Consider the following 24,264-nt stretch of genomic DNA (forward strand, 5'->3'; position numbering starts at 1 on the left):
TGTGATCTGCTCGGCCAATGACCTCAGCGGGGCAAATAGCCGATGCCACCGAGCGCTTCGCACTGACGGCGGATCCAGGCCGCGCGGCGCAACACGTAGGCGCTGGGCTTGTCGACGCGCAAGCGCATGGGGTTGGGCAACACCGCTGCGAGCAAGGCGGCCTGCTGTGCATCCAATCTGGCCGGCGTGGTGTGGAAGTAGGTGGCGCCTGCTGCACCGACCCCATAGATGCCATCACCGAATTGGGCAATGTTGAGATAGACCTCGAGAATCCGCTGTTTGGGCCACAGCGTTTCGATGAGTACCGTGAACCAGGCTTCCAGGCCCTTGCGCACGAAGCTGCGTCCATTCCACAGGAACAGGTTCTTGGCGACCTGCTGGCTGATCGTGCTTGCGCCGCGCAGGCGTTCACCCTCGTCAGCCGCATCAAGCGCCTTCTGGATTTGCTCGAAATCAAAGCCGTGGTGCAGCGGAAAACGCTGGTCCTCGGCGGCCATCAGCGAAAGCGGCACGATGGGTGCGACCTGCTTCCAGTCAACCCAGCGGTAACGCAGCTTCCAATCCGAGTCGCCGTGCAAGCGTGCCGAAATCCACGCTTGCGCCATCACCGCGGAGATCGGAGGCGGCACAAAGCGCAACGCAAGGACAGTCACGATGCTGAGTACGACCCATGCCAGCATTGCGATCACTAGCCAGCGGCGGATGCGCCGCCACCGTGGTTTTCGAACTCCGCTGCCCAACAGCGCGACTCCCCGAAGCAGGGCCCGTCCGGCCCGGTTCCGGCTAGGCTACCGATTCGGCGCCGCGGCAGCACGCCACGGTCACGGACGTGGGTGCGATCGGGACTGCGCTGCCGCCGCTTGGCACGCTGCAAAGTCTGCTCCAGCGTGTTTCATTTCAATGACTTGCCGAAAAGTCTTCGAAAGCGACCTGACCGTGAGGCGCTGTTAGGTTTTCGTGAACTGCGCTACAATCGCCGGCGTCGAAAGCGTTTGATTCGGGAACTCCGCGACCGCCTGCCGCTCTCAGACATCGGTACGAAAGGTTGATTGCCCGCCGGACATGAAGTTTCGCCTCGCCACGCTCCTGCTTGCCCTGATGCCGCTCGCGGCAGTCGGACAGTCTTTGCCTGTGCAGCGCTCGGCGACGCCCTTGGTGGATCAGCTGTTGCGCACCGATGGTGTGGCTCCGGGCATGGCTTCGGGCCAGCCCGTGCTGCCCATCTGGTCGGGTACCAATGGTGAGCTGTTGGCGGTGGTGCCGCTGCCCGGAGGCTGGGTCGCGGCGCCAACGACGGCAACGCCCGCCTATGCAGGCCCTTCGACTTGGCGCCTGGCCGGACACTCGGTTTCCGCGAGCGGTTTGAGCCTTGATTTCGCCAATGGCTTGCGCCTGGATGCCCTGATCGGCCGGTACCTGCCGAATCTGCCTGCATGTGCGGTCGGTTCCTGCGCGTTCAATTCCCCGACCAGCCAAGGTGCGTCCAGCGCCGTGCTGGGCATGGGCTGGTCGTCGGCGGAAGGGGCGCTGGACCTCAGCTATGGCCTGTCGTGGCTGCGGACTTCGGGGCAGGCATCGGCCGCCGAGGCGCTGTTCAGCCCGCTGTCGGTGCATGAGAAGTTTGGTGATCCGCGCTGGCTTGGCCTTGCTTCCGAGGAATCCTCGCTGTTCGCGCGTGGGCGTTGGCGCTTCAGTCAGGCAACGGCGCTTGATCTGACTGCCAGCTACGGTCGCCTGCATGACTCGCGCATGGCCGGCGCAATGTTGCCGGCCCTGGATCTTGACCAATTGTCCCTTTCCCTCGGGCTTGATGTCGGCTCGCTGCGTGGCGCCATTGTCGGCCACGTGCTCAGCAGCGACGACCCGCTGCTGGCCGGCAAACGCTGGACTACGCTCGATCTGGGTATTTCCTGGCGTACGCCCTGGGCGGGTGAACTCAGCGTCGGCGCACAGAATATCCTGGCCACGCCGTCCGCTTCGCCTCGCGACGTCGACGGTCAGGCGCGCACGCCCTACATCCAGTACCGTCAGGACCTCTGAGCGTCTCGCGCTCGCCGCCCGAATCCCGCATCAGCGCATCGATCAGGTTTCGCGCCGGTTGCCGACGATGCCAAAACCCATCCCCCGACATGTTATGGCTTCCTGCGCAAGTGCCGGTGAGGTGTCTTTCGGCCTGTCGGCAACCGATGCAAGCCATTGAATATAAAGATATTTATTCGACGCGCCGAAGGCAAATCGGGGATTCCAAAAAAGTAAGAATCTTGTTAGTATCAGAATCTGCCGAGGATTTTGGTGGACCGTTTTGGTCGTTCCCAAGGAGCGGGAGAGCACATGTCCCGAGCTGTGACAACTCTGACGTTGGAGAGTGAAATGAATTTTATGAGCAACGAGCTTTTCAAAGCTGTTCGTTATGCTCTGTATGCGGGTGCTACCGCCGCGATTGGCCTTTCGGCCGCGCCGGCGTTCGCGCAGGATACAGGGGACCAGGACAGCCAGAGGCTTGAAACCATCACGGTCACCGGTTCGCGCATCCGCAAGGCGGACGTCGAAACCGCGCAACCGATCGTCGTTCTCGACCGCGTTGCGATCGAGAAGCAGGGTTTCAACTCTGTTGCCGACATCCTGCAGAACATGAGCGAAGTCGGCACGCCGCCGATCAGCCGCGCCAGCGTGCTGGCCTCGGGTGAGTCGGTCGGTGGCTACTACGTTGATCTGCGCAACCTCGGTGCGAACCGCACCCTGGTGCTGATGAACGGCAAGCGTCTCGGTACCACCAATGATGGCCTGCAGGATCTGTCACAGATCCCGATGGCCGCGATCGACCGCATCGAAGTCCTCAAGGACGGCGCCTCGGCGATCTACGGTTCGGACGCGATCGCGGGCGTCATCAACGTGATCACGCGCAAGAACTACGACGGCGCGGAAGCGTCGGGCTACGTCGGCCAGTACGACCAGGACGACGGCGTCAAGCAGAACTACAACATGACCATCGGCGCGCACAGCGACCGTGGTTCGTTGACCTTGAGCGCCGAATACACGAAGGAAGATCCGGTGTGGGCGAAGGACCGCTGGTACAGCGCGTTCCCGAACACCACCCGTCATCCGACCAGCGGCTGGACGATCGTTTCGCAGTACGGCAATTTCTTCATGCCCCCGGGCTATTGCTCGTCGGGCCTGTGCGCGCTCAATCCGGGTGGCAACCCCGCCAATCCGGGTGATTGGCACAACACCGGCGCGGGTGGCGGCACGAACGATCGTTCGAACTTTAACTACGAGATGATGCTCAACACTGGCATCGAGCGTCATTCGCTGTTCGCCAACGCGAACTACAACATCACCGACCACATCCGCTTCTCGAGCGACTTCCTCTACAACAAGCGCTCGACCCTGCAGCAGGTGGCCGGCTATCCGTTCCAGCCTGCGTTCACGATTCCGGGTGCCACTTCGGCCAATCCGTACATCGGTCTGTCGCAGGACAGCTACTTCAACCCGACCGGCGAGTACATCTATTTCTACCGCCGTGGCTGGGAAGTGCCGCGCACCACGCGCAGCGACCTGCAGACCTACCGTTTCTCCGGTACGTTCGAGGGTGATTTCGAAATCGGCGACCACACCTGGAACTGGGACGTCGGCGCGTTCGTGAACAACAACGATGCGCTCAAGGTTGGCCGCGGCGACTTCAGCTTGCTCGCCACGCGCAACGCCCTCGGCCCGTCGTTCTTCGACCCGGCCACGGGTCGCGTGACCTGCGGCACCCCGTCCAGCCCGATCCCGTACGGTACGGCTCCGGGTTCGTGCGTGCCGTGGAACCCGTTCATCCCCGCAGGTACCACGGGCGCGTACTCGCTGTCCGATCCGGCGGTGCAGACCTACCTGTTCCCGTATTCGCATGACACGGGCAACACGCGTACGGTCGATTACAGCGCCAACCTCACTGGCGCCATCTTCACGCTGCCGGCGGGTGACCTCAACATCGCTGCGGGTTACGAGCACCGCGATGAGTCGGGCAACTTCATTCCCGACGCGCTCAAGCAGTCGAACATGAGTACCGACCTTGCCAGCGGTCCGACCGGCGGCAAGTACAAGGTCGACGAGTTCTACCTCGAAGTCGACGTGCCGGTCCTCAAGGACATGTTCCTCGCGCGTGAACTCTCGTTCAACGTTGCCGGTCGTTACTCCAAGTACGACACCTTCGGCAACACCACCAACGGCAAGTTCAGCCTGACCTGGCGTCCGATCGACGACCTGCTCGTTCGTGCCAACTATGCGCAGGGCTTCCGTGCACCGACCATCGGCGACCTGTACGGCGGCATCAGCGGTACGTTCGACTACTACTCCGATCCGTGCGACGTGCTGTTCGGCGCCGCGGCAAGCAACGCTGCCGTCATGCAGCGCTGCCTCAGCGGTTTCGGTGGCCAGCCGGGCGTGGGCGCGAACTTCCGTCAGCTCGGTCAGGGTGGTTCGCCTTGCGCGGACATCTCCTGCCAGACCGGCGTGCAGTTCTTCGCCGGCGCCAACCCGAACCTGACGCCAGAGACCTCGACCAGCAAGACCGCTGGCTTGGTCTACAGCCCGCATTGGGTTGAAGGCCTCGACCTCAGCCTCGACTGGTTCCGCATCCGCATCAACAACACGATCGGCGGCGACTCGGTCGACGGCATGCTGAGCGACTGCTATATCCTCGGTGTCGCGTCGCGCTGCGCCTCGAACCTGTTCCAGCGCAACCCGGCCAATGGTGTGGTCACCTACGCGCTGCGCGGCGGTACCAATGCCGGTTGGACGGAATCGGAAGGTTGGGATCTGGGCGTCAGCTACCGTCTGCCCGAGTTCTCATTCGGCCGCTTCACGGTGCGTTGGAACACGACGTACATGTCGAACCAGCTGAACAAGGCTGACAACGCTCCGGGAACGCCGGTCACGAGCTACAACGCTCTGGGCGCCAACTTCCGTACGCGTTCGAACCTCGGCGTCGACTGGAGCCTGGGCGACTTCGCGGCGTCCTGGACCACGCGTTACTATTCGGCGATGAAGGAAACCTGCTCGTTCGACAACACGCCGGCGGGTGGCCCGGAGTGCAACATGCCGCAGCATTGGGTCAACGGAACGCTCTCGAACTGGCATCGTAACGGCGCCAACACCTTCCATGACCTCCAGGTCCGCTGGAATGCGCCGTGGAATGGCACGATCTCGGTCGGTGCGAACAACGTGTTCGATCACACCGGTCCGGTCATGTACTCCGATCCGAGCTCGCAGTACGACTACTACGGTGGCTTCGACATCGGCCGCTTCTACTACCTGCGTTACTCGCAGAAGTTCTAGTCGAAAGCGGTTTGGTTCTGCATTCAACGGCCCCGGAAACGGGGCCGTTTTTTTTGTGCCGCGCCGAATCTGCAAACGTTCCGGATCGCTGCACCGATTTCGACTTCACCGAGCGGGCTTGCCCCCAGGGTCGATGCGACAAGCACGGATGAAAGTCGCACGCGCAGGACCGCGGGCCTGTGAGTTCGTGCCTGTCTCGGCTCACACGCGGTTGCACCCAATGGCGCTGCGGAAACCAAATCCTGCAGGTCCCGGCGGGGCACCCTCACCTTGGTCCGCCCGCGCAAGTCGAGCAAAGTGACTGCGGGATTCAATTCACCTGGCGACCGCGCAGCAGGCGAGCGGGGAACAGGATGATGCTTCGCAGCAGTTCGAACACACCCTCCACGGCGATCCCGAGCAGTCGGAATGGCAGCAGGATCAGCCATACGAGGGGATAGAGCACCAGAGCCAGCAGGGCCACCGGCCAGCAGAACACGAGCAGCAGCAACCACAACAGGAACGAGAGCATGCACAGGTCTCCGGGCGGTCGGACGAAGGGGCCGCGGTGTCGAATATGGGGCTAGCTGTCCCGATCGAAAGAGTGTGGCCGCGCCCGGATTGTGCGCGGGGTCGTTCACGGCCGTGTTGTGGTTCGAAGGGGCAGCGCGTGGCGTCCGCGGGGCCATGTTTCGGGCTTCAGGCAACGCCCGCACGTTCCTCGCGGCGAGCTAACCTGCCTCAGCCGCGGGCTTTCCCTGCGCCGCGCCACCGCTTTCGTGCGCAATGTGGAGAGGCAGCCTGCGTGTCACCAGCCAAACGAGGCAGACGCCCAGTGCCAGCAAGGCTGATGCGAGCAGGAACGGGGCGCCGGGAAGCTTCCATTCCAAGTGTCCGGCGATCGCCGCGGCAAAGATCTGCGTGAACAGGGCTGGCCCGAAGATGCCCGCAAGGCTCGACAAACTGCTGATTGCCCCTTGCAGGCGCCCTTGCTCGCGCGGGTCGACACGATGCGTGATCAGGGCCTGCATCGATGGCCCCGCCAGCCCCCAAAGAGCCAGCAACGGAATGGCTGCGAGAAAAAACGGCCCGCTGCCCGCAAAGGCCATCAGCGCAAACCCGGCCGCACCAAAGCCGAGGCCGAGCCGAACCGTGCGGCGTTCACCCAGCACCGGCACCAGGCGCCGCACCAGCCAGGCCTGCACGAAGGCGTTGCAGGCGCCTGTCAGGGCCAGCGCGTAGCCGACCTTCTGCGCGCCCCAGCCATAACGATAATCGGCATAGAGCACGAACACGCTTTGCAGGACGTAATGGGCGAGATTGCTCATGAACACGACGGTCGCGAGCCCGAACACGGAGGGGTAGCGACGCAGCAGCATCACCGCGCCAAAAGGATTGGCATGCGACCAATCAAAGCGTCGGGCGCGCCGTTCGGGTGGCAATGATTCGGGCAGGATGAAAAAACCGTAGCAGAAATTCGTCAGTGCGAGCGCGGCCGCTGCGAAAAACGGCAGTCGCGTGTCGATGTGCCCGAGAAATCCACCCAGAGCCGGCCCGACGATGAAGCCGATACCGAAGGCCGAACCAAGCAATCCATAACTGGCGGCGCGCTTGTGCGGCGGCGTGATGTCGGCGATGTAGGCGTTCGCGGTGGTGAAGCTGGCGGCGAATGCACCGGAAAAGAAGCGACCGATCAGCAGCAACGGCACGGTGTTGACCAAGGCCATGAAGAGGAAATCAATGCCGATGCCAAGGTTGGAAAGCAGGATGACCGAGCGCCGACCGTATCGATCCGACAGCGTGCCAAGAATCGGTGAGCAGATGAACTGGATCGTTGCGAACACGCTGCCGAACAGGCCGACCCACATCGCGGCCTTGGCAATGCCGCCGCCGCCCAGCTGCTCGATCAGGTGCGGCAGCACCGGAATGATGATTCCGAACGACAGGATGTCGATCAGCACGGTCACGAACACGAACGCGACCGCAGCGCGGCGCGCGGGCAAACGCGTTGGGGTGCTCACGCGCAAGTTCCTTGGCAGACTTTCCGATCCGGGTCCAGGTACGTTCAGTGCGGCCTTGGCGACCTAGTGGTGGCTGTGCGAGTCGATGTCGATGAAGCGCAGGAATTCCGAACGTGTGCGTGCATCCTTGCGGAACGAGCCGAGCATCTGGCTGGTGATCATCGACACGCCGCGCTTGTGGACGCCGCGCGTGGTCATGCACTGATGGGTTGCGTCGATCACCACGCCGACACCACGCGGCTTGAGCACACTGTCGATGCAGTGCGCGATCTGTGCGGTGAGTTTTTCCTGCACCTGGAATCGTCGAGCAAAGGCGTCGACGACACGCGCGAGCTTGGAGATCCCGACGACCTTGTCCGTTGGCAGGTAGCCCACGTGCGCGCGACCGATGATCGGCGCCATGTGGTGCTCGCAATACGACTCGAAACGGATGTCACGCAGGACGATCAGCTCATCGTAACCGGCGACTTCCTCGAAGGTGCGCCCAAGATACTCGGCCGGATCGACCGCGTAGCCGGAAAACCAGTCGCGGTAGGCTTCGACCACGCGCTTGGGCGTGTCCAGCAGACCTTCGCGCGACGGGTCTTCGCCGGCCCAGCGCAACAGGGTGCGTACGGCCTCTTCGGCACCTTCCCTGGTGACCGCGACGGCATCCGCTTTTGCCTTTGCTCGGGGGGCAGACTTGCCTGACTTCGCCATGACCTCAACCTGCGGACAACATCCGCGCAGTGTAGCGCTGTTCACTTCCCCGGGCGCGGCATCGTTGCGCTTGCGCGAAATTCCAGGCGGACGGCGCGCGCGCCCCTGTCGGCGACGTGTGGATCCTTCGGGCCCCACAAGCCTGCGGGGCAAGGCGTCACCGGCCCAGAATCAGGGGCCCGCCTCGAAACCCGCGCTGAAGATGGGGTCGGTCACGACCCCGTTCACGTTCGCCCAGAGCAAGCGAATGTCCGCCTTGTCGAGGTCCTGGCTGTAAGTCAGGAAGAACGCGGCCACTCCGGTCTTGTTGTCAACCCAGGGAGAACTACCAAACGCACCGGTGCTCGACACCTGGATCGCAGTGCCTTGCGCATCGATCGAGTTGCGCCATTCGCCATAGCCATAGCCGAACGCGAATGGGTCGGGCGTAGACACCATCGGCACGCCATGCGTCTGGTCGAGCTGCATCCGGGCGATCCCGCTGGCAGACAGAAAGGTCGCTCCGTCCCATTGGCCTTGCTGCACCACCATCTGCACGACATGCGAATAGTCGGCCAGGGTCGAACTGACGCCGCCGGCAATCTGCGGGTTGGCGTTGCCGAAATTGAAACCGGTATCGGGCATGCCGAGGGGCGATGTCAGTTCGTCCGAAAAGATTTGTGCCCATGCCTTGCCGGTGGCGATCTCGGCCATGCGCCCGCCGACCTGCATGCCATTGCCGGTGTAGGCGAACGCTGTGCCCGGCGGGCTTTCCAGCGGGCTTGCCAGTATCTCGTCCGCACAGCTTGCCAGCGTGAAATGAAGGTGGTCGCCCAGGCAGGCATCAGCGACATGCGTCAAACCGGAGGTGTGGCTGAAGAGCTGGCCGAGCGTGATCGTCTGCTTGTCGGGCGGCGCGTCGGGCATGTACTGCCCGACTGTATCGGTCCAACTCATCTCACCCCGCTCGACGAGACGTTCGATCGTCAACGCCGACAGCCATTTGCTCGCGGAGGCGATCGGAACACGCGTCGTTGGCGTGAATGTCCCCAAATGGCTCTCGTAGAGAACCACTCCGCCGCGAATCACGATCAGCGATGCGCCATCCATGTCGGGCGTGGTTTGCAGCAAGGCAATCATCTGCTGCGTGACGGGGGTGAAGTCGTACACCACGGCCGCAGGCGTCGACGCAGCCGTGACCAGGCCCAGGAACAAACAAGCAGTGCGCATGGTGGATTCCGCGGGAGCAATTGCATCGCCAAAACGTGCGATCGCGCCAGCGGTTGACCGGGTCTACTCCACGCGGCAGAAGGCCGCCTTGAGATAGCGCGAATCGGGCACGTGGGCGAGCCAGGGAGGGTCAGCGCCAGGGAAATGCTCGAGCAGGATGCGCTTGATCAAGTCAGCTGGCGAAGCATTCCCGCCGAAAAGCACTCGATCACGAGGGGGTTGGCGAAGCGGTCGACGACCATGCCAGACAGACCATCGCCCCTGGAGTGGATCAGCCGGCAGGCGTCGGACAGCGCATCAAGCTTGAGCACCTCGCGGCACAAGGTGATCGCAGCGCCGATCTTGCACGCGAAGGAGGTCTCGTCGACGGCTTCATCGGGGTCGGCTGTGAATACTCAATGCAAACTGTGCGCCGCCGGCGGCGCGCCCCGACCTGCCTGCCGGCTGGCGCAGTGAGCGTCGCCGTGCTGCGCCGGCGCCACTGGAATGCCTTGATCGCTATCACGACCCGATCATTTGGACGATCGTGTCGACGAGCCAGCGCGTGGCTTGGTTCGCGCCTTGCTGGCGCGGCGGGGCGGCTTCACGTCGAGCGGGCCGAGTACCCACGCCAACGACATGCGTCTGCCGCCACGCTTTCCTTGCGAGTTGTGCAGCAGGCCCGTCAGGTGGGCGAGCAGGCGATTGATTTCTTCGAGCTCGGTTGTCGTCACCCATCCTGCAGCTCGACCCGCCCAAAGCTCCCGCCGCGGACCCTCGACCACCGTGTGTGGGTTGGCCAGGGCGCGCTTGAAGTCGCGCTCGCCCACGCGCAGGAGGCTGCCCACTGCACGCGCAACCGCGGCCGCGTTGGCTGTCTTGCCGGGTGAGTAACGCATACGCAGGGCTCGCCCTGCGCGCGCGGGGGTCCGATAGCGCAGCATTGACCCGCTGCCTTCCTCCACCACCAGGCCTGCTGCGACCAGCACCCGCAGGTGGTAGTACAAGCCGTCGGCGGCACGACCCAATTGCGCGCCCAGCTCAGCCACGCTGATCGGCGCCGTGCAGGCTTCCAGGGCGTCGTATATCTCGATGCGAACCGGCGAGTTGAACAGCTTGATCTGCGCCGGCCTGTGGATCTGGTTGTCGTCGGTGTGTGCCATTGGTTGGCTTGTCATGTTTGAAATACATGAATATTCTTCAATCTACATGATGCATGTGCAAGTGCGCCAGCTGCGGAGAACCTCATGTTCGGACATTCCATTGCCGTCTTCCTGACTTGTCTTGGCCTGCTTGCCGGCAACGCAAGGGCTGATGATGCGTCTGCGCTGTTCGCACGTGACAAGCTTGCTGCGGGTGGCGTGCGCTGGGATGCGGTGTTGAGTCTGGAAACGCGTGGGATGCTGCGCGCCGGTGGTCTGGAAGGCAGCTTTCGCAGCCTTCAGGACTTCAGGTACCTGCGGACGGTCAGCCATTACCGGCTCGGCCCGGTCGAAGGAGCCGACGGCTATGACGGGGAACACGGCTGGTCGCAAGATCCGGGTGGCGAAGTCGCGCTGCTCGATGCGCCCGCCGCGCGGCGGCGCCTGCGCAGCCAGGCGTGGCTGGATGCACACGGGTATTGGTATCCACAGCGTTTTCCGGCCCAATTCGGAGATCCAAGTGAGCGCGAGGTCGATGGCCGCCGCCTTGTCGTGGTCGAAGCCACCCCGCAGGGGGGCGATACGCTGACCCTGTGGTTCGATCCTGCCAGTCATCATCTGGTGCGCGTCACCCAGAAGCAGGATCAGGACACAGTCACGACGAGTCTCGACAATTGGCGCTCCGTCGATGGGCTGACGCTGCCCTTTCATGTGCGCACCGATCTGACCGATGCAGCCGGACGCACGGATCCGCGCAGGCGTACCGAAGTGCAGATCGAGGGCGTCAAGACCAACATTGCCGTAGCCGATGCGGACTTCGCCGCGCCTGCGATGCGCGACACTGCACGCATCAAGAGCGTCTCCGGAATCACGAGCTTGCCGTTCGACCTGGTGAACAACCACATCTATGTCGATGGCACAATCGATGGCAAACCTGCGCGCCTCCTCGTCGATACGGGGGGTGTGAACCTGCTTACTCCGGCGGCGGCAAGGAAATTCGGGCTTGTCGCGGAAGGCAAGCTTGCTGCGCGCGGAGTTGGCGAACATGAAGTGGACCTTGCTCTTGCGCACGCGGGCGAGGTACGTGTGGGCGATGCGATACTGACCAAGCCGGTGTTCTACGTCGTCGACTTGGGTGACCTGCCCGCAGTGGAAGGTGTGGTCGCCGACGGTCTGGTCGGCTATGAAATGTTCCGCCGTTTCGGCGTCACCATCGATTACGCAAAACGCGAACTAACTCTCGCCGAGCCGGCTCGGTTCGTGCCGCCCATGGGTGCTCATGCCGTTCCCTTTGAGCAGGCCGAGCGGATCCCGGTGATTTCGGCCACGCTCGATGGGCTACCGATCCGCGCCAGCATAGATACCGGCTCGCGCTCCTCCCTGACCCTGCACTCACCATTCGTGCACGAACACCACCTGATCGCACGTTACGGTGCTGCTGCCGAAAGCGTGGTCGGATGGGGCGTGGGTGGCCCGAATCGCGGGCGTCCCGCACGCTTCGGGCGCCTCGAGCTGGGTGACCTCGCGATCGATGCAATCGCCGGCGATCTGTATACCGGCGACAAGGGCTCGTTCGCGAGCCCCGACTTGGCCGCGAACATCGGGGGTGGCACCCTCAAGCGCTTCACGGTGGCCTTCGACTATGGCCAAAAGCTCATGTATCTGGCGCCCAATCAGCCCAATCCCGCGCCCGACGCCTACGACCGCAGTGGTTTGTGGCTGCTTGCCGGAAATCATTCCCTGCAGGTCGCCGACGTCGCTGCCGGCAGCGCCGCTGCCAAGGCCGGATTCAAGCTGGGCGATGCGATCACCGCGATCGACGGTAAAGCGGTAGCCGTTCGCACGCTCGCCCAATGGCGCGAACGCTTGCGCGAGTTGCCTGCCGGTACGCGCCTCGCCTTCGATTTCCGGCGCGAGGGCAAGTCCGGCCGCGCCGAGCTGGTACTCGCTGACCGCATTCCGGCGCGAGTGCAATAGGCTGCTTCCGCAGGGGCGCGGATCGGGGCTGCGCTTGCGTGCCCGGAGCGGCTACTCCACGCGGCAGAAGGCCGCCTTGAGATAGCGCGATTCGGGCACGTGGGCGAGCCAGGGATGGTCGGCGCCGGCGCCGGTCACCTTGAGCACCTGCACGCTGCGGTTCGCGTAAAAGGCCGCGCGGCGGAGCATGTCGAGAAACTGCTCTTCGCTCACCAAGCCGGTGCACGAGCAAGTGAGGAAAATCCCGCCAGGCTTGACTGCGCCGAGCGCGAGTTTGTTCATGTCGAGATATTTCTTGAGTGCCGGAATCACCTGCTCGCGGTCGCGCGTCATCTTCGCCGGATCGAGGATCACCACATCGAATTTCTTGTCCGGATTGGCGGCGACATCGCGCAGCCACGCAAAGATGTCCGCCTGGATGAACTTGATCCTGACTTTGTTCAGCCGCGCATTGTGCTCGGCGATCTCGAGGATTTCCTCGTCGAGGTCGATCCCGGTCACCTCGCTGGCGCCGCCGATGGTCTTGGCATGGATGCCGAAACCACCGGAATTGCAGCACAGATCGAGCACGCTCTTGCCCTGGCACCACTGTGCCAGCAGCAGGCGGTTGTCGCGCTGATCGGCGAAGAAGCCGGTCTTGTGCTTGCTGCCCGGCGCGGCATGGAAGGCGACGCCATGCTCGTGGATCACCGTTGGCTTGGGGGTGGGCGGGTGGGACAGATCGAAGCTCTCCTGCTTCTGTACATGCTCCTCGGCGAAGGCGTAGGTGTCGGCGCCGGGGAAATGCTCGAGCAGGATGCGCTTGATCAAGTCGCGCTGGCGAAACATTCCCGCCGAAAAGAACTCGATCACGAGGGTGTTGGCGAAGCGGTCGACGACGAGGCCGGACAGGCCATCGCCCTCGGAATGGATCAGTCGGTAGGCGTCGGTCACCGCATCCAGCTTGAGTACCTCACGGCGCAAGGCGATCGCAGCGCCGATCTTGCGCGCGAAGAAGGCCTCGTCGACGGCTTCGTCGGGGTCGGCTGTGAGTACACGCAGGGCGATGCGCGAATGACCGTTGTAGAAGCCGCGCCCCGCGTACTGCCCTTCACGGTCGACGATGTCGACGATGCTCCCGGGTTTGGGCTTGTTGGCGGGCTTCTCGACCATCTTCTGGAAAATCCACGGATGGTTGGAGCGGCGTTCGGTCTTGAGCTGGATCAGTGGCAGGCTGCCGGGGGTGGGCGTATTCATGGGGCAATGATACCGTCCCTACCGGGCCGACCGGCTTGCGCGCATGCGCGCGAGGCGCTAACTTGCGCACCAGCAGAAGGGGAGTAGCTCTCCCGCCGCCACGATCGTCAGCACGGGTGGCCAGACCCCGGTCGGGTGGGCAGGGATCCACAAGGGATTCCTGCGAGCGAGACCTTCGCCGTCGACGGCGAAGGTGTGTCCGAAAAACGCGCATCCTGCCATCGACCCGTGAACTGACAGTCTTCGCGAGGTTCGAGCTTGAACTCCATCGGCACACCGGGTTTGTGGACCGCCTTCAGTGCGTTCGTCATCGTCGCCCTCGTGGTCGACTTCTACGTGCTCGGCCGGCATGGCGCGCATCGCGTGCGCCTGCGCGAGGCAATGTGGTGGAGCATCGCCTGGATCTCGCTGGCGCTGGTCTTCAACGCCGGCCTGTGGTGGTGGGAGCTGCAGCAGTCGGGATCGGCGGTCGCCAACGAAGTTGCGCTCGAGTTCCTGACCGGCTATTTGCTCGAAAAGGCGCTGTCGGTCGACAACATTTTCGTGTTCCTGCTGGTGTTCAATACCTTCGCCGTGCCGGTTGAGCTGCGTCAGCGCGCGCTCATGCTCGGCGTGCTCGGCGCGATCGCGCTGCGTGCGGTGATGATCTTCGTGGGCGCAGCGCTGGTGGCGCGCTTCCACTGGATTCTTTATCTGTTCGGTTTGTTCCTTCTCGTCACCGGTATCAAGATGCTGATTTCGGCCGGCGCCGAGCCGGATCTGGAGAGCAACCGCGTGCTGCGCTGGATCCGTGGCCACCTGCACATCACGCGGGGTTTTCATGGCGAGCAGCTGCGCGCGGTCGAAGACGGTCGCAAGGAGTTCACCCCGCTGTTCGTGGTGCTGGTGCTGCTGGCCGTTGTCGATGTGGTGTTCGCGGTTGATTCGATTCCGGCGATTTTTGCGGTGACCCTCGATCCCTTCATCGTGCTGACCTCGAACGTGTTCGCGGTGCTTGGTTTGCGTGCGCTGTTCTTCCTGCTGGCCGGCATGGCGGACCGCTTTCATCGGCTCGGACACGGGCTTGCCCTGGTGTTGCTGTTCATCGGCGTGAAGATGCTGATCGCCGATCTCTACAAGATTCCCGTCGGCATAGCCTTGGGTGTGATTGCCTTGCTCATCGGTTCGGCCATAGCGGCGAGCATGCTGTGGCCGGCGCAATCGGGCGATTCCGAGGCGCGCGACCCTTGAGCGTCGCCAGCGCGGCCCAATGTCCTGACGATGGAGATTGCGCCGCCAGTTCCCGATCCCACCGCACGCAGCGTCGCGCAGGATCGCGCCCGCATCCGCTACGCCATGCTTGGAGCGCTGGCGCTGACCGCAGGCTTGTGGCTGGCGTGGCTCGCCGCCTGGCTGCTCGGTTGGCGTCTGGATGACCTCGGCATCACGCCGCGTCAGCCCGCCGGCTTGATTGGCATCCTCACAGCGCCGCTGGCACATGCTTCGTTCGCGCATCTGGTGTCCAACACCCTGCCGATCGCACTGCTGACCACCTTGACGTTGTACAACTATCCACGCGGCGCGCGGCTCGCGCTGCCCCTGATCTGGTTGTTGTCGGGCCTGGGGGTATGGCTGTTTGCGCGAGACTCGGTTCATGTCGGTGCCAGCGGAGTCGCCAACGGCCTCATGCTGTTTCTGTTCATTGCCGGCTTGCTGCGTCGTGATCGCCTTGCGGTGGTGACTGCGCTGGTGGTGTTTTTCCTCTACGGCGGAATGCTGGCCTCGGTACTGCCGACAGAGCAACACATCAGTTTCGAATATCACCTCGCCGGTGCGATCGCGGGGGTGATCAGTGCGATCGCCTTCTTTCGCCGTGACCCGCTGCCGCCGCGCAAGCGCTACAGCTGGGAGGATGAACCGGAGGACGGTGGTGAGGGCGACGAACTGGAGCTGCCGCGCCCGCGCGAGGTGCCGGTGCTGTGGCAGCGCAGCGCGCCGCCGCAGGGCGCACAGATCATCGTGTTCCGTCAGCGCCAGATGCCGCCGCACGAGCACGACTGAGGCGACGGTTGATGCCTTTGCCCCGCCGCAGCGCTACAGTTGCGCATACATTCAACAGGGCTTGCGCCATGTCACCCCAAGCACGTCGCGTCGAAAGCCAGCACACCGACAAGGGCTACGTTCCGGTTTACACCACGGCCGTGGTCGAGCAACCGTATTCGGAGTACACCCCGACCGAGCACGACACCTGGGCGCAGCTGTTTCGCCGCCAGCGTGAGCTGCTCAAGGGGCGTTCGTTCCAGAGTTTCATCGACAATCAACAGCGCTTCGGCATGGCCGCCGACGCGATTCCGCGCTTCGACGACATCAACGCCATCCTCGCAGGCACGACCGGCTGGAAGATCGTCGCGGTCGAGGGCCTGTTGCCTGAGCTCACCTTCTTCGAGCATCTGGCCAATCGGCGTTTTCCGGTCACCTGGTGGATACGCAAGCCCGAGCAGATCGACTACATCGCCGAGCCCGATCTGTTCCATGACCTGTTCGGTCACGTGCCATTGCTGCTTGAGCCGGTGTTCGCCGACTACATGCAGGCTTACGGCGCCGGTGGCGTCAAGGCGCATGGCCTGGGCGCCGAGGCGCTGACGTATCTGACCCGGCTGTACTGGTACACGGTCGAGTTCGGCCTGATCCGCGAGGACGGCGGTCTGCGCATCTACGGCGCCGGGATACTGAGCTCCAAGGGCGAGTCCATTCATTGTCTGGAATCGGCAGCGCCCAATCGCATCGGCTTCGACCTCGCCCGCATCATGCGCACGCGTTATCGCATCGACAGCTATCAGAAAACCTATTTCGTGATCGACAGCTTCGAGGATCTGATCGAGGCAACGCGGCCGGATTTCACCGCGCTCTACCGTGATGTTGCTGCGCAGCCGGTGGTTGCCGCGGGAGATGTACTGGAAACGGATCGAGTGATTCAGCGTGGCAATGGCGAAGGTTGGGCAAGCGACGGCGACGTTTGACCCGTCAATGCGAACTTACGCGCCGATCGATGGTCGATGGTCGTCGCGGCGTTGAGCTGCGAGCAGTCACCACCGGCACCCGGATCGCGGAGGAACCAGAACATGCACAGGCGCGCTTGGGCCGTCCTGCTCGCCGCCGTTGCCGTCAGCGGCAGCGCGCAGGCAGAAATCCGCCAGGCTGCGGCCGATGGCTTCTTCCTTGCCTACAGCGCGCCGCTCGACGTTGATACCGGCAAGGCCTGGGCCGATCTCGTGCAGGTGCAGAAGTGGTGGAGCAACGAGCACACCTGGTCGGGCAAAGCGGCCAATCTCAGCCTCACGGCCGAAGCGGGCGGTTGTTTCTGCGAACGCTGGAGCGCTGGCAGCGCCGAGCATGGCCGCGTACTGATGGCGCTGCCGGGCAAACTGCTGCGCGTCGACGCGGCACTCGGACCGCTGCAGGAACACGCACTCAAGGGCGTGCTCAATTTCTGGCTGCGCGAGGATGACTACGGCAAGGCGCGCATCGATGTCGAATACCGCGTCAATGGCACGTCAATCAGCGGACTCGATGGACTCGCTCCGCAGGTCGATGAGGTGCTCGGCGCGCAAGTCTCGCGCCTCCTGCGCTTCATCAGCAGTGGTGATCCCGAAGAAAAGACCAAGGCGGCCACGGTTGCCGACGATACCGCGCGCGGCGTTGCAACGCGCGCGCAGATCCTTGAAGAGTGGAAGAAGCAGGCCGAACAGGAAGCCGCAGGCAGGGTCGCAACGCCGGCAGACAAAGGCAGGCCCAAGCCCGCCGGCAGCAAACCCTGATCTGACCCGTGCCGAACCTCGGCCGGGGATCAACTTTCGCCCTCACCCCCTGTCCCTCTCGCGCCGGGAAAGGGGGTTCAAACTGCGATCATGCGCCTGTCGGCGTCTTGCCGCTGGCCGGTGTCGCCTTGACCTTGGCGATCCATGCATCGACTTGCTGTTCGAGCACGGGCAATGGCACCGAACCCAATCCGAGGATGGTGTCGTGGAATGCGCGCAGATCGAACTTCGGGCCCAGTTCCTTTTCCGCGCGTGCGCGCAGTTCGACGATCTTGATCTCGCCGAGCTTGTAGCTCAGTGCCTGGCCCGGCCAGGATATGTAGCGATCGACTTCGGTCTCCACTTCGTGCTTCGACAGCGCTGCATGTGAAGCCAGAAAATCGATTGCCTGCGCACGCGTCCAGCCCTTGTGGTGGATGCCCGTGTCGATCACCAGCCGCGCGGCGCGCCACATCTCGTAGGTCTGGCGGCCGAATTCTTCGTAGGGCGTGTGGTAGATGCCCATTTCCTCGCCGAGCTTCTCGCAGTACAGCGCCCAGCCTTCGCCGTAGGCCGAGATGTAATTCTTGCTGCGGAAATCCGGGTAGCCGGTCTGCTCCTCGGCGAGTGCGCCCTGCAGTGCATGGCCGGGCGCGGCTTCATGCACGGTCAGCGCCGGCAGGTTGTAGAGCGGGCGCGAGGGCAGGTCGTAGGTGTTGACCCAGTAGGTGTGCGCGCCACCGCGACCGGCGGTCCAGAACGGCGCGATCGATGCCGGCACCGGCACGATCGTGAAACGGCCACGCGGAAGCAAGCCGAAAAAGCGGTCGAGCTTGCCGTCGACCTGCTTGGCGATCCACGCGGCGCGCATCAACAGTTCCTCGGGCGTCTTGGCATAGAACTGCGGATCGGTGCGCAGGAACTCGAGAAAGGCAGGGAAGTCGCCGGTAAAGCCGCTCTTCTTCATCGTCGCCTGCATCTGTGCGTCGATGCGCGCGACTTCCTTGAGCCCGATCTGGTGGATCGCTTCGGGGTCGAGATCCAGCGTCGTGTATTCCTTGATCTGCTGGCGATACCAGGCCTTGCCGTCGGGCATCGCCTCGGCCGCCAGCGTCTTGCGCGCATGTGGCATGTAGTCGTCGCGGAAGAACTTGAGCAGCTTGGCGTAGGCCGGAATCACCTTGCTGCTGATCGCCTGACGTGCATCGGCGCGCAGGCGAGCCTGCATGTCGGCGGGCATGCTGGCCGGCAGATCCTTGAGCGGGTTATAGAACTCGCTGTCCTCGGGCGACTTGACCTGCGCGTAGCTTGCAATCGAAACGTCGCGCCCGTCGAGCACCGCACGCGGCACCGAAAAGCCGCGCTTGAGCCCGGCGCGCATGTTGGCGGTCTGCTCGTCGAAGTAGCGTGGCACGTCGTTGAGTTTGGCGATGTAGGCGCGTGCCGAGCGTTCGTCGCGCAGTGGGCGCCGCGTCATGAAACCCAGATCGGCCCAGAACTGCGAGTCGCTGTTGAACGGCATTTCGTAATCGCGAAAGCGGATCGCGGCGACGAAATTCTCGATCTGCGGGCGGTACACCGCGTAATTGATCTGGTTGTCCGCGGACAGTTCCTTGACCGCAACGCCATCGAGCTGCTTGAGCACGCCGTCCCAGTGCGCCAGCCGCGCAGCCTGTGCCTTGGCGTTGACCTCGGGCAGATGCGCGGCGGCGGGGTTGGACTGGCTGTCTTCGTTGTCGTAGCCGCCAAACTGCTGCTGGCGCCAGTTCCATTCCTGCGTGTAAATCGCCTTGAAGCGGTCGTCGGCGCTGTCGGCGCGCGCAGTCGGGACCAGGGCGAGACTGGCGAGCAGGGTCGCGGCGAGCCAACGGGTCATGGGCAATTTCCTTTGAGGCAAATGCCGATGATCGCACCTGAGGCCATCCCGACCAGTGCCGAAGGATGGGCCGATCCATCGACGCGAGGACGCTTCGCTCGCGCCCGCCGACCACATGTCGCGGCAAACATCGGAATCGGACGGGTCGGGATGGACTTGTTCTGCCCCGGCCTTGGACAATGCCGGTACCCAGCACCCTGGATTGCCGCCGATGTCGACCCCGCCCCGGATTTCCCTCACGCGCTTCCTGATCGAGCAGCAGCGCGACCACAACCGCATCAATTCCGACCTGCGCCTGCTGATCGAAGTGGTGGCGCGGGCTTGCAAGCGCATCTCGATAGCGGTCGGCAAGGGCGCGCTCGGCGGCGTGCTCGGCAGCGCCGGCACCGAGAACGTGCAAGGTGAAACGCAGAAAAAGCTCGACGTGCTGTCCAACGAAATCCTGCTCGAAGCCAATGAGTGGGGTGGCCACCTTGCGGCACTGGCGTCGGAAGAAATGGATGATCCGCACTCGATCCCGCATCGCTATCCCAAGGGCGAATACCTGCTGGTGTTCGATCCCCTCGATGGCTCGTCCAACATCGACGTCAACATTTCGGTTGGCACGATTTTTTCGGTGCTGCGCTGTCCGGATGGCGTGCGCGATCCCGACGAGCGCGCATTCCTGCAGCCGGGATCGCGGCAGGTTGCGGCCGGTTATGCGGTCTACGGTTCGAGCACGGTGCTGGTACTCACGCTGGGTGATGGCGTGCACGTGTTCACGCTGGATCGTGAGCAGGGCAGTTTCATCCTCACCGCCTCGCACGTGAGGATTCCCGAAGACACCGGCGAGTTCGCGATCAACATGTCGAACCTGCGTCACTGGGAAGCGCCGATGCGCCGCTACATCGAGGAACTGCTGGCCGGCAAGACCGGGCCGCGCGGGCGCGATTTCAACATGCGCTGGGTCGCATCGATGGTGGCCGACGTGCACCGCATTCTCACCCGTGGCGGCATCTTCATCTATCCGCGCGATCTCAAGGACGCCTCCAAGCCGGGCAAGCTGCGTCTGATGTACGAGGCCAACCCGATGGCGATGATCGTCGAGCAGGCCGGCGGCGCGGCGACCACCGGGCGCAAGCGCATCCTCGACATCGAGCCGACCCAGTTGCACCAGCGCGTCCCGGTCTTCCTCGGCTCGAAGAACGAGGTCGAGCGAGTCACTGCCTATCACCGCGAGGCCGATGCATGAGCGGCAAAGCCAACCCGGACTTCATTGAAACTTACGCCGACGCAATGCCCGCGCAGGCATGTGCCGAAATCATTGCCGCCTATTCGGCCAGCGACAAGATCGTGCGGGGTGCCACCGGCGGCGGCGTCAACACCACGCTGAAGGACAGTTGGGACATCACGATTTCGCGTCATCCCGAGTGGAAGAATGTGGAAAACGCGCTCAACACCGCGGTGATGCACAACATGCTCGCCTACGTGCGCACGTATCCGTTCCTCGCGCTGGCGCCGCTGATGCTCTCCAAGGTCGACCCCAGAACCGGCGAACAGAGCATGATCGATGCCGAATACATTCGTGCGATGGACGATGCGCGCCTGCAGGCGCTGATCGCGCAGCTGTTCCGGCCCGGCGAAATCAACATCCAGCGCTATCTGGGCGATGTGGGCGGTTATCCGTACTGGCACAGCGAGACCTCGCCGCGCGCCGGCGACAACGATCGTCTGCATCGCGTGCTGCTGTGGACCCTGTATCTCAACGAAGGTTTCGACGAGGGTGAAACCGAGTTCTACTTCCAGGGCAAACTGGTCAAGCCGAAGACCGGCCTGATGGCGATCGCGCCGGCGGGATTCACCCACACCCATCGCGGCAACCGACCCAAGGGCGGCGACAAGTACATCGCGACTTCATGGATCCTGTTCCAGCCGGCCGAGAAGCTCTACGCCGCGCCGCCCAGGAAATCGTAGGAAGGTCGGCAGGCCCGACCAATCGGCATCGAACATTCGTGTGCTCTGGTAGGAGGGCCGGCAGGCCCGACCATTGCGCTGCAGGTTCGCAGGGCGCACGAGCGCATGTGGCGCTGGTCGCGGCTGCCGCCGCTCCTACACACCATCACGATGCGTGGCAGCGACACGATGGCGTGCGCAGGAGGGCCGGCAGGCCCGACCGATCGGCATCGAACATTCGTGTGCTTCTGTAGGAGGGCCGGCAGGCCCGACCATTGCGCTGCAGGTTCGCGGAGCGCGTGAGCGTGAGGGGCGTGTGGTTGCGTACGGCATGGGTTGCGAAGCCGTCGCTCCCACACCGCCGCCACGCCGCGCGTCGTCAGAAATTGTTCATGTCGAAGGTATCGGCCATCGGCGCCTCGCCGCCTTCAGCCAGGCGCACCTTGAGGGCAAGGCCATCGCGCGAGTCGGCGTGATTGAGCGCCTCTTCGAGCTCGATCTTGCCTTCCTTGTACAGCCCGTACAGCGACTGGTCGAAGGTCTGCATGCCCTCCTGCAGACTGCGATCCATCGCCTCCTTGACCTCGTGCACCTGACCGCGGCGCAACAGGTCGCGGATGTGCGGCGTGTTGATGAGCACCTCGACCGCGGGCAGGCGGTGGCCGTCCTTGCCCATCACCAGACGCTGGCTGATCACCGCGCGCAGATTGAGCGCGACGTTCATGAGGATGTTCTTGTGCGCCGACTCGGGGAAGAAGTTGAGGATGCGCTCGATCGTCTGGTCGGCATTGTTCGAGTGCAGCGTCGCCAGACACAGATGGCCGGTCTCGGAGAAGGTGATCGCGGCTTCCATCGTGGCCGCGTCGCGGATTTCGCCAATCAGGATCACGTCGGGCGCTTCGCGCATCGCATTCTTGAGTGCTTCGTGGAAGCTGTGCGTATCCAGACCCACTTCGCGCTGGTTGACGACCGATTTCTTGTGTCGATACAGGTATTCGATCGGGTCCTCGATGGTGAGGATGTGGCCCGAAGTGTTGGAATTGCGGTGATCGATCATCGAAGCCAGCGTGGTCGACTTGCCCGAGCCGGTGGCGCCGACCAGCAGCACGAGGCCGCGTGGCTCCATGATGATGTTCTTGAACAGTTGCGGCAGGCGCAGTTGCTCGATGCTCGGAATCTCGCTCTTGATCGCGCGGATCACCATGCCGACTTCGCCGCGCTGCTTGAACACGTTGACGCGGAAGCGGCCGGCGTCCTTCACCGCGATCGCCATGTTCAGTTCGAGATTCTTCTCGAAATGCGGGACCTGGCCTTCGTCCATCAGCGAATAGGCAATCTTCTTGACCATGCCATTGGGCAGGCCGGCATTGCCCAGCGGGTAGAGCTTGCCTTCGACCTTGATGTTGACCGGTGCGCCCGTGGTCAGGAACATGTCCGAAGCGCCTTTCTCGGACATCAATTTCAGGAAGTAGCCAATATCCATAGCGGTTCTCGCAGTGTTCGGGTCGGGGAGAATGGTTCGCGGGAACAGGGATGGCGTTGCCAAACTGCGGCAGGCCTTCCCACAATAGCCATTCGTGCAACGAGCGAGCGGTTGATGTTATGACACTACCTTGCGGAAAAATCCATGCGCCATTCGTCGTTCTGGCGCTTTTGGCACTCACCGCGTGCGGACCGACCAAGCCGCCGGTCGACAAGCTCGATGCCGCGGCCCGCGGACTGGAAACCGCCCGCTCGGTCGGCGCTGCCGAGTTCGCTGCCGCCGATCTGCGTGCCGCAGCCGACCATTACGCCGGCGCCCAGGCAGCCGAGGGGGATGGCGACTACGACATGGCCGCGCAATTGGCGCTGCAGTCGCAGGCTGACAGCGAACTGGCAGCTGTGCGCGCACGACGCGAGCAGGGCAGGGTTGCGGTCGATAAACTCACGAGGGCGAATGCTGCGCTGCAAGAAGATCTGTCGCGCAGCAAATCCGCGACCGGGGAGGAACAACCATGACTTCGACCCTCACCAAAGTCATCGTGCTCGGCCTTGCCCTGCTGGCTGCCGGAACAGCCGGCCTGGCGCAGGCACGCAACGACGATTACCAGCGTCTGCTCGACCGGTTCAATGCCTTGGCCACCGATCCGCAGCTGGCCAATCACGCACCGGTTGCGATGGATCGTGCGCGTCAGGCGCTGGCCGACCTCAAGGAAGCAAAGCGCAAGCAGCGCGACACCTGGATCTATGTCGTCGAGCGCCGCATCGATGCGGCCAAGGCGGCCGCCGAGGCCGAACTGCTCGAAGACCAGCGCAGTCAGTTGCAGCGCGAGAACGACCGCCTGCAGGTGGCGGTGGCGCGACGCGATGCAGAGCTTGCGCGTGCCGATCTCGAACGCGCACGCCTGCAGGCGCAGATTCGCGCCGAGGAAGCCGAAACCGCGCGGCGCGAAGCCGAGGCCGCGCGCGCCGAGGGCGAGCAGGCGCAGGAAGCGGCGAAGGCTGCGCAGGCCGAGGCAAGCCAGGCCAAGCGCATGGCTGCGGCGCAGGCCAAGGCTGCGGCGCTGGCGAAGAAGGAAGCCGAACTCGAGGCCGCGATCAGTGGCAAGCCTGCAGCGGCAACAGCGGCCAAGCCGGGCCATGCCAAACCCGCCGCCGCAGCGAAGGCTCGGGCCAAGCCGAAGAAGACCCCGGCCAGACCTTGAGCGCGCCCGGCGACGCAATCACCGTTTCAAATCGGCACGATGGGCTGCGCAGGAGGGCCGGTAGGCCCGACTGATCGGCACCGAACATTCGAGTGCTCCTGCAGGAGGGCCGGCAGGCCCGACCGATCGGCATCCAGAATTCGTGTGCTCTGGTAGGAGGGCCGGCAGGCCCGACCATTGCGCCGCGGGTTCGCAGGGCGCACGAGCGCGTGTGGCGCTGGTCGCGACTGCCGCCGTTCCTACATCATCACGATGCGCGGCATTGACACGATTGCGCATGTAGGAGGGCCGGTAGGCCCGACCGATCGGCATCGAGCATCCGTGTGCTTCTGTAGGAGGGCCGGCAGGCCCGACCGATTGGCATCCAGAATTCGTGTGCTCTGGTAGGAGGGCCGGCAGGCCCGACCATTGCGCTGCAGGTTCGCAGGGCGCACG

At 63.7% G+C, this 24,264-nt stretch carries 20 protein-coding genes and 1 pseudogene; 11 read left to right on the forward strand and 10 right to left on the reverse strand.

Annotated elements, in window-relative coordinates:
• Positions 1 to 23: 23 nt before the first annotated feature.
• On the reverse strand, positions 24 to 740 hold the full coding sequence (gene mtgA, locus KF759_RS12275; protein WP_291225930.1) for a monofunctional biosynthetic peptidoglycan transglycosylase: 717 nt from the start codon (positions 738 to 740) through the stop codon (positions 24 to 26).
• 322 nt (positions 741 to 1,062) lie between these two features.
• On the opposite strand from mtgA, the gene KF759_RS12280 reads away from it, so the two are divergent.
• Together KF759_RS12280 and KF759_RS12285 are read left to right on the forward strand one after the other, a co-directional pair.
• Positions 1,063 to 2,040: a hypothetical protein gene (locus tag KF759_RS12280; RefSeq protein WP_291225933.1), complete on the forward strand. Its 978-nt coding sequence runs from the start codon at positions 1,063 to 1,065 to the stop codon at positions 2,038 to 2,040.
• Positions 2,041 to 2,370: 330 nt separating this feature from the next.
• Positions 2,371 to 5,319, forward strand: a complete 2,949-nt coding sequence (locus KF759_RS12285; protein WP_291225935.1) for a TonB-dependent receptor — start codon at positions 2,371 to 2,373, stop codon at positions 5,317 to 5,319.
• Positions 5,320 to 5,629: 310 nt separating this feature from the next.
• Here the strand turns inward: KF759_RS12285 and KF759_RS12290 are convergent, their stop codons facing one another.
• The 6 genes and pseudogenes from KF759_RS12290 to KF759_RS12315 form a co-directional block, all read right to left on the reverse strand.
• Positions 5,630 to 5,830 (reverse strand): hypothetical protein, encoded by a 201-nt coding sequence (locus tag KF759_RS12290; RefSeq protein WP_291225936.1) that lies wholly within the window; start codon positions 5,828 to 5,830, stop codon positions 5,630 to 5,632.
• Positions 5,831 to 6,029: 199 nt separating this feature from the next.
• Positions 6,030 to 7,319, reverse strand: coding sequence for a TCR/Tet family MFS transporter (locus KF759_RS12295; RefSeq protein ID WP_291225938.1), 1,290 nt, complete (start codon positions 7,317 to 7,319; stop codon positions 6,030 to 6,032).
• Between the two features lie 63 nt (positions 7,320 to 7,382).
• The gene (gene folE, locus KF759_RS12300; RefSeq protein ID WP_291225940.1) at positions 7,383 to 8,018 is read right to left on the reverse strand and encodes a GTP cyclohydrolase I FolE; all 636 of its coding nucleotides are present in this window, start codon (positions 8,016 to 8,018) and stop codon (positions 7,383 to 7,385) included.
• Positions 8,019 to 8,189: 171 nt separating this feature from the next.
• Positions 8,190 to 9,227: a serine hydrolase domain-containing protein gene (locus KF759_RS12305; RefSeq protein WP_291225942.1), complete on the reverse strand. Its 1,038-nt coding sequence runs from the start codon at positions 9,225 to 9,227 to the stop codon at positions 8,190 to 8,192.
• Between the two features lie 179 nt (positions 9,228 to 9,406).
• Positions 9,407 to 9,580 (reverse strand): annotated as a pseudogene (locus KF759_RS12310) (RlmI/RlmK family 23S rRNA methyltransferase); the annotation flags it as partial.
• 159 nt (positions 9,581 to 9,739) lie between these two features.
• The gene (locus tag KF759_RS12315) at positions 9,740 to 10,369 is read right to left on the reverse strand and encodes a winged helix-turn-helix domain-containing protein (RefSeq protein WP_291225943.1); all 630 of its coding nucleotides are present in this window, start codon (positions 10,367 to 10,369) and stop codon (positions 9,740 to 9,742) included.
• 84 nt (positions 10,370 to 10,453) lie between these two features.
• Between KF759_RS12315 and KF759_RS12320 the strand changes: the two genes are divergently transcribed.
• Positions 10,454 to 12,325, forward strand: a complete 1,872-nt coding sequence (locus tag KF759_RS12320) for an aspartyl protease family protein (RefSeq protein WP_291225945.1) — start codon at positions 10,454 to 10,456, stop codon at positions 12,323 to 12,325.
• Positions 12,326 to 12,376: 51 nt separating this feature from the next.
• Here the strand turns inward: KF759_RS12320 and KF759_RS12325 are convergent, their stop codons facing one another.
• Positions 12,377 to 13,561, reverse strand: coding sequence for a class I SAM-dependent rRNA methyltransferase (locus tag KF759_RS12325; RefSeq protein WP_291225947.1), 1,185 nt, complete (start codon positions 13,559 to 13,561; stop codon positions 12,377 to 12,379).
• A gap of 258 nt (positions 13,562 to 13,819) precedes the next feature.
• Between KF759_RS12325 and KF759_RS12330 the strand changes: the two genes are divergently transcribed.
• The 4 genes from KF759_RS12330 to KF759_RS12345 all read left to right on the forward strand — a co-directional run bounded on the left by KF759_RS12330 (position 13,820) and on the right by KF759_RS12345 (position 17,358).
• A complete protein-coding gene (locus KF759_RS12330) occupies positions 13,820 to 14,791 on the forward strand; it encodes a TerC/Alx family metal homeostasis membrane protein (RefSeq protein ID WP_291225949.1) in 972 nt (323 codons plus the stop codon).
• 30 nt (positions 14,792 to 14,821) lie between these two features.
• The gene (locus KF759_RS12335) at positions 14,822 to 15,601 is read left to right on the forward strand and encodes a rhomboid family intramembrane serine protease (protein ID WP_291225951.1); all 780 of its coding nucleotides are present in this window, start codon (positions 14,822 to 14,824) and stop codon (positions 15,599 to 15,601) included.
• Between the two features lie 68 nt (positions 15,602 to 15,669).
• Entirely contained in the window at positions 15,670 to 16,560 is an 891-nt protein-coding gene (phhA, locus tag KF759_RS12340; RefSeq protein ID WP_291225953.1) for a phenylalanine 4-monooxygenase, read from the forward strand.
• Between the two features lie 102 nt (positions 16,561 to 16,662).
• Positions 16,663 to 17,358, forward strand: a complete 696-nt coding sequence (locus KF759_RS12345) for a hypothetical protein (RefSeq protein WP_291225955.1) — start codon at positions 16,663 to 16,665, stop codon at positions 17,356 to 17,358.
• Positions 17,359 to 17,446: 88 nt separating this feature from the next.
• Here KF759_RS12345 and KF759_RS12350 read toward each other — a convergent pair whose 3' ends face one another.
• Entirely contained in the window at positions 17,447 to 19,213 is a 1,767-nt protein-coding gene (locus KF759_RS12350; RefSeq protein WP_291225957.1) for a DUF885 family protein, read from the reverse strand.
• Between the two features lie 211 nt (positions 19,214 to 19,424).
• Between KF759_RS12350 and KF759_RS12355 the strand changes: the two genes are divergently transcribed.
• Both KF759_RS12355 and KF759_RS12360 read left to right on the forward strand, forming a co-directional pair.
• Entirely contained in the window at positions 19,425 to 20,444 is a 1,020-nt protein-coding gene (locus KF759_RS12355; RefSeq protein WP_291225959.1) for a class 1 fructose-bisphosphatase, read from the forward strand.
• Positions 20,441 to 21,166, forward strand: coding sequence for a 2OG-Fe(II) oxygenase (locus KF759_RS12360; RefSeq protein ID WP_291225962.1), 726 nt, complete (start codon positions 20,441 to 20,443; stop codon positions 21,164 to 21,166). The genes KF759_RS12355 and KF759_RS12360 overlap by 4 nt, the downstream gene beginning before the upstream one ends.
• Before the next feature lie 358 nt (positions 21,167 to 21,524).
• Here KF759_RS12360 and KF759_RS12365 read toward each other — a convergent pair whose 3' ends face one another.
• Positions 21,525 to 22,628, reverse strand: a complete 1,104-nt coding sequence (locus KF759_RS12365; protein ID WP_291225963.1) for a PilT/PilU family type 4a pilus ATPase — start codon at positions 22,626 to 22,628, stop codon at positions 21,525 to 21,527.
• Between the two features lie 50 nt (positions 22,629 to 22,678).
• Between KF759_RS12365 and KF759_RS12370 the strand changes: the two genes are divergently transcribed.
• Positions 22,679 to 23,143 (forward strand): DUF4398 domain-containing protein, encoded by a 465-nt coding sequence (locus KF759_RS12370; RefSeq protein WP_291225965.1) that lies wholly within the window; start codon positions 22,679 to 22,681, stop codon positions 23,141 to 23,143.
• The gene (locus KF759_RS12375) at positions 23,140 to 23,829 is read left to right on the forward strand and encodes a hypothetical protein (RefSeq protein WP_291225967.1); all 690 of its coding nucleotides are present in this window, start codon (positions 23,140 to 23,142) and stop codon (positions 23,827 to 23,829) included. The genes KF759_RS12370 and KF759_RS12375 overlap by 4 nt, the downstream gene beginning before the upstream one ends.
• Positions 23,830 to 24,264: the final 435 nt, after the last annotated feature.

The organism is Dokdonella sp., from assembly GCF_019634815.1.
Classification (GTDB): domain Bacteria; phylum Pseudomonadota; class Gammaproteobacteria; order Xanthomonadales; family Rhodanobacteraceae; genus Dokdonella_A.

Excerpts from the sequence above, each read along its gene's own strand:
- KF759_RS12320 (WP_291225945.1), top strand. The coding sequence starts at position 10,454 with ATGTTCGGACATTCCATTGCCGTCTTCCTGACTTGTCTTGGCCTGCTT.
- KF759_RS12365 (WP_291225963.1), bottom strand. The coding sequence starts at position 22,628 with ATGGATATTGGCTACTTCCTGAAATTGATGTCCGAGAAAGGCGCTTCG.
- KF759_RS12375 (WP_291225967.1), top strand. The coding sequence starts at position 23,140 with ATGACTTCGACCCTCACCAAAGTCATCGTGCTCGGCCTTGCCCTGCTG.
- KF759_RS12345 (WP_291225955.1), top strand. The coding sequence starts at position 16,663 with ATGCACAGGCGCGCTTGGGCCGTCCTGCTCGCCGCCGTTGCCGTCAGC.
- KF759_RS12360 (WP_291225962.1), top strand. The coding sequence starts at position 20,441 with ATGAGCGGCAAAGCCAACCCGGACTTCATTGAAACTTACGCCGACGCA.
- KF759_RS12355 (WP_291225959.1), top strand. The coding sequence starts at position 19,425 with ATGTCGACCCCGCCCCGGATTTCCCTCACGCGCTTCCTGATCGAGCAG.
- KF759_RS12290 (WP_291225936.1), bottom strand. The coding sequence starts at position 5,830 with ATGCTCTCGTTCCTGTTGTGGTTGCTGCTGCTCGTGTTCTGCTGGCCG.
- KF759_RS12305 (WP_291225942.1), bottom strand. The coding sequence starts at position 9,227 with ATGCGCACTGCTTGTTTGTTCCTGGGCCTGGTCACGGCTGCGTCGACG.
- KF759_RS12350 (WP_291225957.1), bottom strand. The coding sequence starts at position 19,213 with ATGACCCGTTGGCTCGCCGCGACCCTGCTCGCCAGTCTCGCCCTGGTC.
- KF759_RS12315 (WP_291225943.1), bottom strand. The coding sequence starts at position 10,369 with ATGGCACACACCGACGACAACCAGATCCACAGGCCGGCGCAGATCAAG.
- folE (WP_291225940.1), bottom strand. The coding sequence starts at position 8,018 with ATGGCGAAGTCAGGCAAGTCTGCCCCCCGAGCAAAGGCAAAAGCGGAT.
- KF759_RS12335 (WP_291225951.1), top strand. The coding sequence starts at position 14,822 with ATGGAGATTGCGCCGCCAGTTCCCGATCCCACCGCACGCAGCGTCGCG.
- KF759_RS12285 (WP_291225935.1), top strand. The coding sequence starts at position 2,371 with ATGAATTTTATGAGCAACGAGCTTTTCAAAGCTGTTCGTTATGCTCTG.
- phhA (WP_291225953.1), top strand. The coding sequence starts at position 15,670 with ATGTCACCCCAAGCACGTCGCGTCGAAAGCCAGCACACCGACAAGGGC.
- KF759_RS12370 (WP_291225965.1), top strand. The coding sequence starts at position 22,679 with ATGGCGTTGCCAAACTGCGGCAGGCCTTCCCACAATAGCCATTCGTGC.
- KF759_RS12280 (WP_291225933.1), top strand. The coding sequence starts at position 1,063 with ATGAAGTTTCGCCTCGCCACGCTCCTGCTTGCCCTGATGCCGCTCGCG.
- KF759_RS12325 (WP_291225947.1), bottom strand. The coding sequence starts at position 13,561 with ATGAATACGCCCACCCCCGGCAGCCTGCCACTGATCCAGCTCAAGACC.